Consider the following 15,162-nt stretch of genomic DNA (forward strand, 5'->3'; position numbering starts at 1 on the left):
GCGCGATTGCTGAAGTAGTCGATATCGATCAGCAACCAAGCATTCTGTGCTTGAGGCATCAGTACATCGCTTATGATGCAAGCAGAGATGACGGCCAAGTGAAACAAGCCACCCCTTGGCGCAAAAAACGTTTCACCCCAGAAACTGCACGTCGACACACAGGCAAGGATCAACCCATGTTTTTCAACAAACGCGATCAGGCGCACATCGAGCGCCGCCTGGTGGCAACCCTGACCGAGGCCTGCGAGACGGCCAAGGCAGAAATCGTCGGGTTCTGCTGGCTAACCCACACGGTGGATTACCGGGCGTTCCCCTCCAGCCTGAGGGTGACCTGGGTCTTCGATACCCTGACCAACAAGCAACAGGCCCTGGCCAGCGGGCAAGGCGCGCGCATGGTTGAGCTGACGGCAATGGCGCTGGCTGAAGCCGGGATTGCCCTCGACCCCGTGTCGACACATGTGCACTACGACACGGAAGAACAATGCCAGCGCACCCATGCGGGAAACTGGCAGCAGCGTTTGGCGCGGGGTTGAAGCATGGCCAAGGATATCGAGAACCCGTGTATCTCCGTCTGCCAGCTCAGCGGCGACCTGTGCCTGAGCTGTGGTCGCAGCAAGGAAGACATCAAGAAATGGAAGCGCATGAAGCGGCCGGAAAAGATGGCCGCCGCACAGCGCGCAACCCAGCGCCTGAAAAGCCTGCAAAAGAAACGCCCCTAAGCCAAATACCGAAAGCGCAGTGCTCCTGTGGGAGTTGGCTTGCCAACGATGCAGGCACCGCGCACGTACTGACACCGCGCCGATACCATCACAGGCGCTCACGGCGTACCGAACATCGCGGTCCAGTAGATCCCCGCGTCACTCTTGGGGTCGACTGCGTAGGCTGCGCCCAGTTCGCGGAACCGTGGGTTCATCAGGTTGGCACAATGGCCAGGGCTGGCCAGCCAGCCGTCGACCACCTTGCGTACGGTGTCCTGCCCGGCGGCAATGTTCTCGCCAATCAGTTGGCCGCTGTAGCCTGCCAGTTCAGCGCGGTCACCCGGTGTACGGCCCTCGCGGTCCTTGTGATCGAAGAAATTGTTGTTGGCCATGGATCGGGTATGGCCTTCAGCCGCCGTTGCCAGTGTCGCATTCCAGGTCAACGGTGTTGTCGCGCCAAAGGGCTGGGTGCCGCACTGGCGGGCCTGCGCACGTGCGCTGTTGATCTGCTCAAGGAGCTTCTGGCCCTCGGCTTGCCAGTCGCCCAGTCGCCCCGCCAGCAGCGGCCGGGCCAGCACGATGCGCCAGGCACGGTCTTCGCGGCTGACGCCGATATCGACGAACTGCGGGTCGAGCACAATCTGGCAGAAACTCTCCTGTACCGCCTTCATCGCCGCCTGCGCATCACGTGGCCCGGACAAGCTGATCGCCTGCACATTGACCATCGGGTACGAGGCTCGCGCCAGTGCCTGCTGCAGGTCACCGACACCACTGGCAGACAGCACCAGACGCGGATCGGATGCAAGTGGCGGCAACTCCTGCGAGGCCTGCCCCGCACAGCGCTGCACCTGGCTGCGGTAGGCATTGATCGACTGGACCAGTTGCGTCTCCTCGGTCGCGGCTGCCGTGGCGGCTAACACCAACCCCACAGACAACGCGGCAAAACGCAAAGCGGATGATAGGACGCGCATGTAACTCTCCCTTTTGCTGATGGTGCTAATAATGCGCGAAATCCCCCCCTGCGGCACAAGGGCTTTACTCAGGGCGCACCGAACACCATCGTCCAGTAGACCCCCGCATCGCTACGCGAGTTTGTCGCATAGGCCGCGCCAACCTGGGTAAATATCGGGCTCATCAGGTTGGCGCAGTGGCCAGGGCTGGCCAGCCAGCCCGCCAGGGCCTTGTTCGCTGAACCTTGCCCGGCGGCGATGTTCTCGCCAATCTGCCGGCCACGGTAGCCAGCCGCCCATGCCCGGTCTGCAGGCATGTCACCATCAAGGTCCCGATGGGCCAGGTAGTTGCCGCTGGCCATCGACCGGCTATGCCCTTGCGCTGCGGCCCCCAGGGCGCTACTCCAGGTAAGCGGCCGGGCGGCGGCAAACCGTTTACGACCACAGAGGCGCGGCTTTGCCCGCGCCGCATTGACCTGTGCCAGCAAGGTAGCGCCCGCTGCTCGCCGATCCTCCAGATGCCCCTCGAGCAAGGGGCGCGCCAACACGACTCGCCACTCACTGTCGTCACGACGGATGCCGATATCCGCGTACTGGTTATCGAGCAAGGCTGCGCAGTAATCACGCGCTAGCTGGTCGAACGCCTCATCAGCGTCGTAGGCACCCACCAAGCGGATACTCCGCACTGCAACGGCCCGATAGCCGGAATCCTTCAGCGCCTCGCGCATTTCACCGTGATAGCGAATCGGCAACGCCAGGCTCGACTTCAGCGCCAGTGGCGGCAAGGCGCGGCCCGCACTTCTGCTGCAACGCTGGGGATGAGCACGGTAGTCGTTGATCGCCTCCGCCAGTTGCTGTTCCCCGCGCGCATGGGCGGGGCTGGAAAGCAGCGGCAACAGCGGGACGAGGCAGAGCGAAACAACGCGGGAACAGTGGACGGCTTGGCGCATGAGGCAGACAGCTCTGAAGAGGTGACGACAGAAAAGGCAGTAACGCAGCCAAGGCAAGACATGCCAAGGCAGGGCCTAAGACTGGAGCCGCTGCACAAGGTTCATGGGGTGAAGGGTATTTTTTACCGAGGTGGCAAGGTCGCCAGCCGGGTCAGGGTCTTCAGGACGTGGTGCTACAGCGGCCCGAGGGCCGCTGCGAGCAGTAAGGCGGGCAATGATGTCAGGCGCTGAGTCCAGCCAGGCAGCGTTCGAGAATATCCAGGCCTTCCTCGAACACCTCGGGTTCAATGGTGAGCGGCGCCAGCAGGCGCACGATATGCCGGTATTTGCCACTCGGCATGATCAACAGCCCCGCCTCACGGGTGGTTTGCAGCAACGTGGCCAGCGCCTGAGGCGCTGGCGAGCCGTCCGCGTTTACCAACTCGATGCCGCGCATGGCGCCCGTGCCGGTCAAGCGCCCCAGGTAAGCGGACAAACCGGACGCTTTCCAGCGCTGATAACGCTCGACAATCGCCTTCTCTTGCCGCTCGCCCCAGGTGGCGAGGTTGCTGTCGCTCATTTGCTCCAGGCTGGCCAACGCCGCCGCACAGGCTATTGGGTTGCCTGAATAGGTACCGCCCAATGCGCCGCGCTGCAGCGTGTCCATCAATTGCCGACGGCCCACCACCGCGCCCAGCGGAACCCCGCCAGCAATACTCTTGCCCAGCAGCAGCAGGTCCGGCTCGATACCCAGGCGACCGAAGCCGAAACGCTGCCCGGTGCGGCCGAAGCCAGACTGAATTTCATCGACAATCAGCAGAATCCCGCGCTCATCGCAGAACTGACGCAGGTGCCGGGCAAACGCTGGCTCCAGCGCCAGGAAACCACCCTCGCCCTGAATCGGCTCCAGGATAAAACAGGCCACCTCGTTGACGTCGATTTCGACACTGAACAGGCGCTCCATGGCCTTCAGCGCCTGGTCGACACTGACGTCGTTGTCCGGGCTGGGGTATGGCAAGTGATAGACCGGCCCCGGCAACACACCAATGCCTTGTTTGTACGGGGCGACCTTGCCATTGAGGTTCAGGGTGGCCAGGGTGCGGCCATGAAAACCACCGTCGAACGCCACCACTGCAGTGCGCCGGGTAACGCCCCGGGCAATTTTCAGGGCATTTTCGGCTGCTTCGGCACCACTGTTGGTGAGCATGCCACTGGCTGGGTAGCTCAGGCCGATGAACGCCACAAGCCGCTCCATCAACTGAAGGTAAGGCGTGTGCGGCACAGCGTTGAACGCCGAGTGGGTCAAGCGTGCTGCTTGCGCCTGAATCGCCGCCACCACCGCCGGGTTGCAATGGCCCAGGTTGAGCACGCCGATACCGCCGACAAAGTCGATGTAACGCTTGCCATCGACATCCCAGACCTCGGCATTGCAGCCATGATCGAGTTCGATCGGGTGAACTATTGCGATGGAATTGCTGATGGTTTGCGCAGGCATGACAAGCGCCGCTCCCGTGGCTTGAGGGTCGTGTATGGCGGCTATCTAAGCGAGTGACGGTGGCCTGGCACAAGCGAATAAAAATTCTACTGTCATTCCTAAAAGTATCGAATTTGGCGTCACCGGTCACAAAGCACTTAGCAAGAAGGTTTTCCTTAAGACCTCGCACGGTCGTCCCAGGCACACCTTGAATTCCTCCAAGGAATGATGTTCTGAGTATTGCTCGTTTGTTGAAGCCCCGTTCGTCGACCAATACTGATCTGGATCAATTACCAGGACCAGGACGCAGTACCGACACGGAAGGTTTCCTTACTAACGATTGTTCAGCGCCGGCTCACCCCGAACGGACCTGTGAGCCAGGGGGCTGCTGAACCGAGGGTTGATGCATGAGTTCAAACAATAACAACCGCGGGCAACGCTCGCTCAAGCATGGCCTGACCACACGCCAGGTCTCGATGATCTCCATCGCAGGCATTATCGGTGCGGGTCTATTCATCGGCTCCTCCAACGCCATCGCCACCGCAGGCCCGGCCATCCTGATCTCCTACGCACTGACCGGCTTGCTGGTGCTGTTGGTCATGCGCATGCTCGGCGAAATGGCCGTTGCAAACCCGAACAGCGGTTCGTTTTCCACCTACGCCGGCGAGGCCATCGGCCCTTGGGCCGGCTTCACCATCGGCTGGCTGTACTGGTGGTTCTGGGTGTTGATCATCCCGGTCGAAGCCATCGCCGGTGCCGACATCCTGCATGCCTGGTACCCCGCCATCCCGTCCTGGGCCTTCACCTTCCTGATCATGGTCACCCTGTCGGCCACCAACCTGATCAGCGTGCGCAATTTCGGCACCTTCGAGTACTGGTTCGCCCTGATCAAGATCATCGCCATCCTGGCCTTCATCGGCGTATGCAGCGCGGCCGTACTGGGCTACTGGCCGCTGGCTGAAGTCTCGGGGGTCGGCCAACTGCTGAGCAATGGCGGCTTCATGCCGAATGGCTTTGGTGCGGTACTGGGCGGCATTCTTGTGACCATCTTCTCGTTCTTCGGCGCCGAGATCGTCACCATCGCCGCTGACGAAACCGAGAACCCCAAAGAGAAGATCCGCCGCGCCACCAACCTGGTGATCTACCGTATTGCGATCTTCTACATCTTCTCGATTTTCTTCATCGTCTCGCTGGTTGCCTGGAACGATCCACGGCTGCTGCAAGTCGGCTCGTTCCAGCGCGCACTGGAAGTGCTCAATGTGCCAGGCGCGAAACTGATCGTTGACCTGGTGGTGTTCGTCGCCGTGACCAGTTGCATGAACTCGGGCCTGTACACCGCATCGCGCATGCTTTACTCGCTGGGCGCACGCGGCGAAGCACCGACTGCAACCCGCTACATTTCGCGCAGCGGCGTGCCGACCGTGGCCGTGCTGATGTCCACCCTGGCAGGCTTCGTCGGCTGCCTGATCAACTACCTGTTGCCGGGCAAGGTCTTTGGCTTCCTGCTCTCGACCACCGGCGCCATCGCCCTGCTGGTGTACCTGGTGATCGCGGTGTCACAACTGCGCATGCGTAAACAGCTGGAGCAGAAAGGCCAGACCCCGGTGTTTCGGATGTGGCTGTTCCCATGGCTGACCTGGTTCGTCATCGCCTTGATCTGCAGCGTGCTCGGCTACATGTTGTTCAGCGCTGCATATCGCTATGAAACCCTGATGACCGCAGCGGTCGCCGGCATCGTCCTGATGATCAGCCTGGTGCGCAAATCGAGCACGACAACACCTGCCACTGCTGCCGCGCAACGCGGCTAAGTGATTGACTGAGCTGGCGTTCGATGTTCAGATGCGCGCCAGTTTCAGGTGTCCTGCGCCGCCGTGCGCAGGGTGAAACGGGAAGCCGGTGCGTCTCTTTGACCAGTCCGGCGCTGCCCCCGCAACGGTAAGCGAGCGAGGCCTTCGACAGACCACTGTGCCACGGCATGGGAAGGTGAAGGCCTCATGACCCTCGCAAGCCCGGAGACCGGCCTGAAGCCTTGTTTGGCAACCCCGCGGTGGGCGGGCGCAGGCCGGTTGGCGGGCGCCTGCGTGCTCGTCATGCCTCTATGCGTTATTCCCCCGGGATTCATTCATTCCTGTTTCAGCCTGGAACGACATGTCCCGCAATTACCTGTTTCACACCCTTGTGTCCTCTGCTTGCCTCTCGCTTTCACTGCCGACACTGGCCACCGATGATGCCGAGCGCATCCTCGCCCTGCCCTCGACAGCCATCACGGGCGATCGTGATAGCGAACGCGAAGCCATCAATCTGGCAACGCCACTGCCGACCGGCTCCCGACTGAACCTCAGTGCGCTGGAGACGCCTGCCAGCACCAGCAGCCTCGCTGCCGAGGCCATCGACGGGCGCAACAACCGCAGTGTGCAGGACGCGGTCAGTCGCTCGCCGGGTATCACCTCTGTGGGCACCCCGGGCAACGGCAACACAGCCCTCTCTGCCCGAGGCTTCAGCGGTCACAGCTCGGTGATGACCCTGTTCGACGGCTCGCGCTTGTACACCGGTGCAGGCACCCAGAGCTTCCCGGTAGACCCGTGGATGGTCGAGCGCATCGACATCATTCGCGGCCCAGCCTCGGTGCTGTATGGCGAAGGGGCAACCGGGGCCGTGATCAATGTTATCCCGAAGAAGCCCTTCACCGGCGAGATCCGTAACCACCTGCGCCTGGGCTATGGCTCGTATGACCGCCAGCAATTGGGCCTGGACAGCGGTGGTTCGTTAAACGAGCGGCTGAGATACCGGCTCACCCTCAACCGTGAGCAGAGCAACGGCTGGATTGATCGCGGCGACTCGGAAAACCTCGCCGGCAGTGCCGCGCTGCGTTGGGATGCCAGTGATGACCTGAGCTTCACCCTGGCCCATGAGCGTGGCGACAGTGAGCCGATGAACGACTTCGGTACTCCGCTGATCGACGGCCACTACCGCGACAGCCTGCGCAAAAAGAACTACAACCTCCATGACGCGGTACAGCGTTACCACGATGAATGGACGCGACTGAACAGCGACTGGTCGATAAACGAGAGCCTGACGGCCAGCAACCAGCTCTATTACATCAAGAGCCGCCGGCACTGGCGCAATGCCGAGGACTACAGCTGGGACAGCAGCCGCGACCAACTGCTGCGCCAGAGCTACCTGCACATCAAGCATGATCAGGAGCAAATCGGCGACCGCCAGAGCTTTTCCCTCGACCATACGTTGTTCGGCCTGACGAGCAAGACCGTGGTCGGTGCCGAATACAACCGGATTCGTTTCGACGTCGACAGCAACTCGCCGTACACCGACAACGGCGGCGACTACATCGACCCGTGGCAACCAGCCCCGGGATACTTCAGCAGCCAGGACCCCACCCGCCCACAAACTCACAGCACCACCCAGACCTTTGCCCTGTTCGCGGAAAACCGCACGCAATTGTCAGAGCGCTGGTCGCTGGTCACCGGTATTCGCCGCGACCAGAACCATATCGACCGCGACAACCGGGTCGACGGCACGCGCAGCGACCGCAGCCTCGACGGCGGCAACTGGCGTGCCGGGCTGGTGTATGCGGTCACCGATCAGCTGTCGCTGTACGGCCAGTACTCCACCAGTGAAGACGGGGTTGGCGACCTGATCAGCCTCAGCCCGGCTGCACAGCAGATGGACCTGACCGAGTCGAAGCAAACCGAACTCGGCCTCAAGCAGCAGTTCTGGAACGGCCAAGGCGAATGGACGCTGGCGGCTTATCAGATCGTGAAAAAGAAGCTGCCGGTGGTCACCGACAGCCACACGCGACTCACCCAGCAAGTCGGCCAGCAGTCTTCCGAAGGCCTGGAGGCGACCCTGGAGCTGGCCCTTGCGCAGCAGTGGCACGTCTCGGCAAACGCCTCGCTGGTGCGTGCCGCGTATGATGACTTCGACGAGGTGGTGGCCGGTAATATCGTGTCCCGCTCGGGCAACCGCCCGATCGGTGTACCACGGCGCACCGCCAACCTCTGGCTCAGCAAGGCCTTGCGCAACAACCTCGATGCCGGGCTGGGCTTGCGTTACGTTGATGCGCGCTATGCCGATACCGCCAACACCGCAACGGTACCGGGCTACACCGTGATCGATGGGAATCTCGGCTGGCAACTGCTGCCGGAGGTGCGTTTGGGCCTGCAACTGAATAACCTGCTCGACCGCCGCTATGCCGTCACGGCCCATAGCGCTGAGCAATGGCTGATGGGGGCGCCGCGCTCGTACTTCGCCACCCTCGATTACCGTTTCTAAGGCACAAGGAACCGCCGCTCATGGCCGCATTGAATATCCACCAACTGCGCTGGACGCCGGCAGCACTCGAGCGTCGCCAGCACTGGTTGCTGCACGGTATCGACCTGCACGTGGCGGCCGGTGAGTTCGTCGGTCTGATCGGCCCCAATGGTAGTGGCAAGACCAGCCTGTTGCGCTGCGCCTACCGCTTCAACCCGCCCTTGGCCGGGCACGTCAGCCTGGACGGCACTGACCTCTGGCAACAGCGCCCGCGCTGGAGCGCGCAACGCATCGCCGTCGTGCTGCAGGAGTTTCCCCAGGCGTTCGGCCTTACCGTGGCTGACGTCGTGGCCATGGGCCGCACGCCCCACCTGGGGATGTTTGCCGGCGACAACGAGGCAGACCGCCAACTGATCGCACAGACCCTCGACGCCGTTGGCCTAGGCAACCTTGATCAACACGATTTCGCCACCCTTTCCGGTGGCGAAAAACAGCGCGTGCTGCTGGCCCGTGCACTGGTGCAGCAACCGCAACTGCTGATACTCGACGAGCCGACCAACCACCTCGACCCACGCTACCAACTGGAACTGCTGGGCCACTTGCGCCGCCTGGGCTTGAGCACCCTGGCCAGTTTCCACGACCTGAACCTGGCTGCGGCATTCTGCGACCGCCTTTACGTCATCGACAACGGCTGCATTGTCGCCAGCGGCACACCGGCCGAGGTGTTGACGGCCGAACGCCTGCACCAGGTATTCGGTGTGCATGCACTGGTCGACACCCATCCACTGGCCGGCTACCCGCGCATTACCTGGATCACCGAACCATGAAACGAGCGCTTCCCTACCTCGCCTGGCTTGCGCTGCTGCCGGCCCTCTCGACCCAGGCCAGCCATTACCCGCTGAGTGTGCAGAGCTGCAACCGCCAGGTCACATTCAAGCAGGCGCCGCAGCACGTGGTCAGCCATGACATCAACCTGACCGGGATGTTACTGGCCCTCGGCCTGCGCGAACGCATGGTCGGCTACACCGGCGTCAGCGGCTGGAAAACCCTCGACCCGAGGCTCAGCACGGCCCTCGAGGGTGTGCCGGAACTCGCCAGCCACTACGCCAGCGAAGAGAACCTGCTGGACGCGGGTGCCGACTTCTTTTTCGCCGGTTGGGGCTATGGCATGCGGATTGGCGGCCCGCTCACCCCGGCCAGCCTTGAACCGCTGGGGATCAAGGTCTATGAACTGAGCGAGTCCTGCTCGCGGATCATGCCGCAACGCGAGGCCAGCCTTGACGACCTGTACCGTGACCTGGGCAATCTCGGGCGAATCTTCTCGGTCGAAGCCCGCGCCGAGGCGTTGATCAACGAGCTGCGCCAACGTATCGCCCGGGTTCAGGCGCGGCTGACGGCAACGAACGAAACGCCGCGCGTATTCCTCTACGACAGCGGCGAAGACCGCCCCATGACCTCTGGGCGCCTGGGTATTCCGCAGGCGCTATTGACGACGGCAGGTGGCCACAACGTGATGGATGACATCGCCGCCAGCTGGACCCAGGTCAACTGGGAAAGTGTGGTCGAACGAGACCCCGAGGTCATCCTGATCGTCGACTATGGCCCACGCACCTGGCAACAGAAGCGTGATTTCCTGCTGCAGCACCCGGCCCTGCAGGGCGTGAGCGCAATCCGCACGCAACGCTTTATCGTGCTGCCCTATGTGGCGGTGACGCCGTCCGTGGACAACGCCGAGGCCATCGAAACCATCGCCAACGCCCTGCATCCGCAGACCGTGGCGCGGGCAGGTCAGTGATGCCGATACGTAGCGTGGCGGCGTACCGCCTGTTGGTGTTTGGGTTACTGGGCGTGCTGCTGGTGTCGTGCCTGACGGCGCTGGCCTTTGGCTCGGCGAGCGTACCGTTGGCGTACGTCTGGGGGATTGTTGGCGAGCAGTTGGGGCTACGCGGTGGCGGTGAATGGACGCAGGGCCAGTCACGCATCGTCTGGCTGATTCGTGCACCACGGGTGGTGCTGGGCGCACTGGTTGGCGCCGGCCTGGCCCTGGTCGGCACCGCCCTGCAAGCCGTGACTCGCAACCCGCTGGCCGACCCGCACCTGCTGGGGGTCAGCTCCGGTGCGGCGCTGGGCGCAGTACTGGTGGTGCTGTTCCTCGGCGATTTTGCCGGGGTGTTCAGCCTGCCGCTGGCCGCCTTCATCGGCGCCCTGGGCAGCATGGCCCTGGTGCTGGCGGTAGCCAATCAACAAGGCCGCTTGAGCAGCGAACGGTTGTTGCTGGCCGGGGTGGCGGTGTCGTTCGTGCTGATGGCACTGGTCAACCTGCTGCTGTACACCGGCGACCAACACGCCAGCAATTCGGTGATGTTCTGGATGCTCGGCGGGCTTGGCCTGGCACGTTGGGAGATGCTCTGGCTGCCGGCACTGTGCTTGCTGCTCGGCCTGCTCGCCTTGCTGGCCCTGGCCCGTGGCTTGAATGCATTGATGAGCGGAGAACATACGGCCGTGAGCCTGGGGTTCAATGTCCAGGCGGTACGCGTGCAGGTGTTCGTCTGCACGGCATTGCTGACCGGGGTGCTGGTGGCGTTGTCCGGGGCGATTGGTTTTGTCGGGTTGATGCTGCCGCACCTGGCCCGGCGCCTGGTGGGCGCCGAACACCGGCGACTGCTGCCGGTCAGCGCCTTGCTCGGCGGTTTGTTTCTGGTCTGGGTGGACGTTGCCGCCCGCACCCTGATCGCCCCGCAAGACTTGCCCATCGGCATCGCCACGGCAGCGATTGGCGGGGTATTCTTCATCGCCCTGCTACGGCGCCGATAGGTAAGCCAGCTTTGCTGGCGATCCAGAAGCCGCGCACAGGGCGTGAGAACACAATGACTACCCAGGTAAAGTGTAGCGTTCGGCAAAGTACTGACGGAAAAACTCCACCGCAACGCGAACCTTCGCCGAACTGGCCAGCGGCGAAGCGTACACCGCCCAGATGTCCGCCGGCTGGTGGTACTCACTGAGCACCTGCACCAACCGCCCTGCCGCCAGGCTGTCGTGCAGGTCCCACCAGGAGCGCAGCAGTATCCCGCGACCATCCAGGCACCACTGGTGGGCCACTTCGCCATGGTTGGTCGACAATGTGCCAGTCACCCGCACGCTCTCCTCGCCCTGCAGTCCTTCCAATTGCCAGATCCCGAACGGGTGGTCACGTTCCTTGATCACCAGGCAGTCATGGCTGGCCAGTTCCGCCAGGGTTCGCGGCGTGCCACAACGTTCGAGGTAGTCTGGGGAGGCACAGAGCACACGGCGGTTCTTCGCCAGCGGCTTGGCGATCAGGTTCGGGGCGATGGTGTTGCCCACGCGGATATCCAGGTCGACCCCTTCGTCGATCAAGTCAACCAGGCGGTCATGCACGTCCAGCCGGATATCCAGCTTCGGGTAACGTTCGGCCAGTTCCGACAAGGCCGGGGCAACGAAACGTCTGCCCAGCCCCAGGCTGCTGGCAATGCGCAGTTGCCCTACCGGCTCGCGGTGCTGGGCACTGATGTCGTCGCCCATGCGCTGCACCGCATCAAAGATATGCAGCGCCCAGCGGTAGACACGCTCGCCCTCTTCACTCACCGACACACGCCGGGTGGTGCGGTGCAGCAACCGCACGCCCAGGTTGTCTTCAAGCACGCGAATGCGCTTGCTGATGAACGCGGCAGACATTCCAAGCTCATCGGCAACTGCCGCAAAGCTGGCACGTTTGGCGACCTGAACAAAAATGGTCAGGTCTTCAAGGCTCGGCATATTGTTCACGATACGTGTACTAAGAATCCATGATTGACGAGATTATCTCTAAGCGAAGCCCTTATAGCATGGTCCGCACCTGTTCCCTAGACAACGAGTGTGTCCCCCATGAGCAAGACATTCCGGATCGCCGCAATCCCTGGCGATGGCATCGGCAACGAAGTTCTCCCAGAAGGTATCCGCGTGGTCGAAGCGGCTGCGCGCAAGCACGGCCTGAACCTTGAGTTCGAATTCTTTGAGTGGGCCAGCTGCGACTACTACCTGGCGCACGGCAAGATGATGCCGGACGACTGGTTCGAGCAGCTCAAAGGTTTCGATGCGCTGTACTTCGGCGCAGTCGGCTGGCCGGACAAAGTACCGGACCATATTTCCCTGTGGGGTTCGCTACTCAAGTTCCGTCGCGATTTCGACCAGTACGTGAACATTCGCCCGGTTCGCCTGTTCCCTGGCGTGCCGTGCCCACTGGCCGGACGCAAACCTGGCGATATCGACTTCGTGGTGATCCGCGAAAACACCGAAGGCGAATACTCGTCGCTGGGCGGACGGATGTTTGAAGGCACCGAGAATGAGTTCGTCCTGCAGGAGTCGGTGTTCACCCGTCGTGGTGTCGACCGTATCCTCAAGTACGCCTTCGACCTGGCCCAGACCCGCGAACGCAAGCACCTGACTTCAGCGACCAAGTCCAATGGCATGGCGGTCAGCATGCCGTACTGGGATGAGCGTACCGCCGCCATGGCGGCGCACTACCCTGACGTCAGTTGGGACAAGCAGCACATCGACATCCTTTGCGCACGTTTCGTCCTGCAGCCAGAGCGCTTCGACGTGGTGGTGGCCTCCAACCTGTTCGGCGACATTCTCTCCGACCTGGGCCCGGCCTGCGCCGGCACCATTGGCATCGCGCCGTCGGCCAACCTCAACCCGGAACGCAAATTCCCGTCGCTGTTCGAGCCGGTACACGGTTCGGCGCCGGACATCTTCGGGCAGAACATCGCCAACCCGATTGCCATGATCTGGTCCGGTGCACTGATGCTTGAATTCCTTGGCAACGACGGTGCCGACCCACGCTACCGCGCCGCCCACGACGACATCCTCAAGGCCATTGAACAGGTCATCGCCGACGGTGACACCACCCGCGACATGGGCGGCAACGCGTCCACCCAGCAGGTCGGCAAGGCGATCGCCGAACTGATCGGGGCCTGATCCCCCAAGGCCGGTTGTCAGGATTGTCCGACAACCGGCCTTCGCGTGCTTGCAGTCCTCGACGATTCTATGCAAACTGTTAACCGAAAGATTCACGTTAACTTTTGGTTAACGACAAGGAGGTAGAGGTACCGCAGTACCCCGGACTTGCTCCGGGCCAAGCACTACGTACGCCAACGTCCAGGAGACGATGATGTCCCACAAAAATAAAAAGATTGATGTGTTTCTGATTACCGTGAGCCTGATTGCCGTGCTGCTCACTGTCATCGGGTTAGCCTTGTTCCCCACCCAGGCCGAAACCACGGCCAACCTGTTGTTCGAGTTTTCCACCCGCACCTTCGGTACCAGCGTGCAGTTGCTGGTGTTCATCAGCTCCCTGGCGGTGCTGTACCTGGCCTTCAGCAAGTACGGCAACATCCGCTTCGGCAGTGGTAAACCGGAATACTCCACGACCACGTGGGTATTCATGTTCATCTGCGCCGGCATGGGCTCCTCGACCCTCTACTGGGGCGTCATGGAATGGGCCTACTACTACCAGACGCCGGGCCTGAACATTGTTCCGCAGTCGCGCCAGGCACTGGAATACAGTGTCAGTTACTCGTTCTTCCACTGGGGCATCAGCGCCTGGTCGATCTACGCGCTGGCATCCCTGGCCATGGCCTACCACTTCCATGTCCGCAAGAAGAGCGGCCTGAACCTGGCCTCGATCGTTGAAGCGGTAACCGGCTTCAAGGCCACCGGCCCGGTCGGTCGTACCGTGGACCTGATCTTCCTGCTGACCATGATGGGCGCACTGACGGTATCCCTGGCCCTGACCGCCTCGACCCTGACCCGAGGCCTGGCTGACCTGGCCGGCACGCCCAACACCTTTACCGTGCAACTGATGGTGATCGGTGCCGTGGCAGTGCTGTTCTCGCTCAGTTCCTACATCGGCATCGATGGCGGCCTGCAGCGTCTGAGCAAGATGGTCTGTATCGGCGCGCTGGTGTTTGCCGGTGTGGTACTGCTGGTCGGCCCAACGCAGTTCACCATCAACAACACGGCCAACGCCGTCGGCATCATGATCCAGAACTACGTGCACATGAGCCTGTTCACCGACCCTGCCGGTGACGGTGCATTTACCCGTAACTGGACGGTGTTCTACTGGCTGTGGTGGGTGTCCTACGCACCGGGCGTGGCCATGTTCGTGACCCGCGTTTCCCGTGGCCGGCAGATCAAGGAAGTGGTCTTCGCCCTGCTGCTGGGTGGCAGCTTCGGGTGCTGGTTCTTCTTCGGCGCACTGGAAAGCTACAGCATGCACCAGTTCATCACGGGTGCCATCGACGTGCCGAAAATCCTGACGGAACAAGGTGGCGAAAGCGCCGTGAGTGCGCTGCTGACCGCCCTGCCGCTGGGCAAGGTGTTCCTCGCCGTGTACCTGTTCATCATGGCCGTTTTCTGCGCCTCGCACATGGACGCTGCTGCCTATGCGGTCGCAGCCACCAGCACCCCGAACCTGCGCGAAGGTGAAGACCCAACGCCAACCCACCGCCTGTTCTGGTGCCTGGTGTTGACCCTGGTGCCACTGGCCATGCTGTTCGCCAAGGCTTCGCTGTCGACCATGAAAACCGCTGTCGTGCTCACTGCGATCCCGTTCATGCTGATCCTGCTGGTGAAGATCTACGGCTTCTTCAAATGGATGCTTCAGGACTACAGCCATGTGCCGGCATACCGCATCGAAGAAGAAGCGGCGCGGCTGGCAGGTGAATCCCCTGAAGAAAAAGCCCCGGCCCCTGCGGTTGTCGCAACGCCGTAACCACGGCGACGGTCTGCTCGCCCTCAGGGACCGAGGCGGCAGGCTATTTTTTTTGCCCTGCTTGTTAACCAAT

General features: G+C 62.2%; 12 protein-coding genes, 1 pseudogene and 1 riboswitch. Of the genes and pseudogenes, 9 read left to right on the top strand and 4 right to left on the bottom strand.

What is annotated here, in order from left to right; translation table 11 throughout:
• Positions 1-176 precede the first annotated feature (176 nt).
• A complete protein-coding gene (locus CYD26_RS04795) occupies positions 177-533 on the top strand; it encodes a hypothetical protein (RefSeq protein ID WP_102051914.1) in 357 nt (118 codons plus the stop codon).
• A gap of 3 nt (positions 534-536) precedes the next feature.
• Positions 537-719 (top strand): DUF1289 domain-containing protein, encoded by a 183-nt coding sequence (locus CYD26_RS04800; protein WP_102051915.1) that lies wholly within the window; start codon positions 537-539, stop codon positions 717-719.
• Positions 720-817: 98 nt separating this feature from the next.
• Here CYD26_RS04800 and CYD26_RS04805 read toward each other — a convergent pair whose 3' ends face one another.
• From CYD26_RS04805 to CYD26_RS04815, 3 genes are all read right to left on the bottom strand, one after another.
• On the bottom strand, positions 818-1,669 hold the full coding sequence (locus CYD26_RS04805; protein ID WP_102051916.1) for a CAP domain-containing protein: 852 nt from the start codon (positions 1,667-1,669) through the stop codon (positions 818-820).
• Between the two features lie 68 nt (positions 1,670-1,737).
• A complete protein-coding gene (locus CYD26_RS04810; protein ID WP_102051917.1) occupies positions 1,738-2,598 on the bottom strand; it encodes a CAP domain-containing protein in 861 nt (286 codons plus the stop codon).
• 220 nt (positions 2,599-2,818) lie between these two features.
• Positions 2,819-4,072: an aspartate aminotransferase family protein gene (locus tag CYD26_RS04815; protein WP_099775178.1), complete on the bottom strand. Its 1,254-nt coding sequence runs from the start codon at positions 4,070-4,072 to the stop codon at positions 2,819-2,821.
• Between the two features lie 386 nt (positions 4,073-4,458).
• Between CYD26_RS04815 and CYD26_RS04820 the strand changes: the two genes are divergently transcribed.
• The 5 genes and pseudogenes from CYD26_RS04820 (at position 4,459) to CYD26_RS04840 (ending at position 11,134) form a co-directional block, all read left to right on the top strand.
• Entirely contained in the window at positions 4,459-5,859 is a 1,401-nt protein-coding gene (locus CYD26_RS04820; RefSeq protein WP_102051918.1) for an amino acid permease, read from the top strand.
• 29 nt (positions 5,860-5,888) lie between these two features.
• Positions 5,889-6,091: riboswitch (cobalamin riboswitch) on the top strand.
• 58 nt (positions 6,092-6,149) lie between these two features.
• A pseudogene (locus CYD26_RS04825) lies at positions 6,150-8,341 on the top strand (TonB-dependent receptor).
• Between the two features lie 20 nt (positions 8,342-8,361).
• Positions 8,362-9,147 (top strand): ABC transporter ATP-binding protein, encoded by a 786-nt coding sequence (locus CYD26_RS04830; protein ID WP_102051920.1) that lies wholly within the window; start codon positions 8,362-8,364, stop codon positions 9,145-9,147.
• Positions 9,144-10,115 carry an ABC transporter substrate-binding protein gene (locus CYD26_RS04835; RefSeq protein ID WP_102051921.1) on the top strand — a complete coding sequence of 324 codons (972 nt, stop codon included), beginning with the start codon at positions 9,144-9,146 and terminating at the stop codon, positions 10,113-10,115. The genes CYD26_RS04830 and CYD26_RS04835 overlap by 4 nt, the downstream gene beginning before the upstream one ends.
• A complete protein-coding gene (locus CYD26_RS04840; protein WP_178081688.1) occupies positions 10,115-11,134 on the top strand; it encodes an iron ABC transporter permease in 1,020 nt (339 codons plus the stop codon). The genes CYD26_RS04835 and CYD26_RS04840 overlap by 1 nt, the downstream gene beginning before the upstream one ends.
• Before the next feature lie 57 nt (positions 11,135-11,191).
• Here the strand turns inward: CYD26_RS04840 and CYD26_RS04845 are convergent, their stop codons facing one another.
• Complete coding sequence (locus CYD26_RS04845) at positions 11,192-12,094, bottom strand: LysR substrate-binding domain-containing protein (RefSeq protein ID WP_065758631.1); 903 nt, start codon at positions 12,092-12,094, stop codon at positions 11,192-11,194.
• A gap of 108 nt (positions 12,095-12,202) precedes the next feature.
• On the opposite strand from CYD26_RS04845, the gene CYD26_RS04850 reads away from it, so the two are divergent.
• Positions 12,203-13,294 (top strand): tartrate dehydrogenase, encoded by a 1,092-nt coding sequence (locus CYD26_RS04850; RefSeq protein WP_065758630.1) that lies wholly within the window; start codon positions 12,203-12,205, stop codon positions 13,292-13,294.
• Positions 13,295-13,487: 193 nt separating this feature from the next.
• Positions 13,488-15,089 (top strand): BCCT family transporter, encoded by a 1,602-nt coding sequence (locus CYD26_RS04855; protein WP_102051922.1) that lies wholly within the window; start codon positions 13,488-13,490, stop codon positions 15,087-15,089.
• Positions 15,090-15,162 lie beyond the last annotated feature (73 nt).

Source organism: Pseudomonas sp. FFUP_PS_473 (assembly GCF_002858665.1).
Classification (GTDB): Bacteria; Pseudomonadota; Gammaproteobacteria; order Pseudomonadales; family Pseudomonadaceae; genus Aquipseudomonas; species Aquipseudomonas defluvii.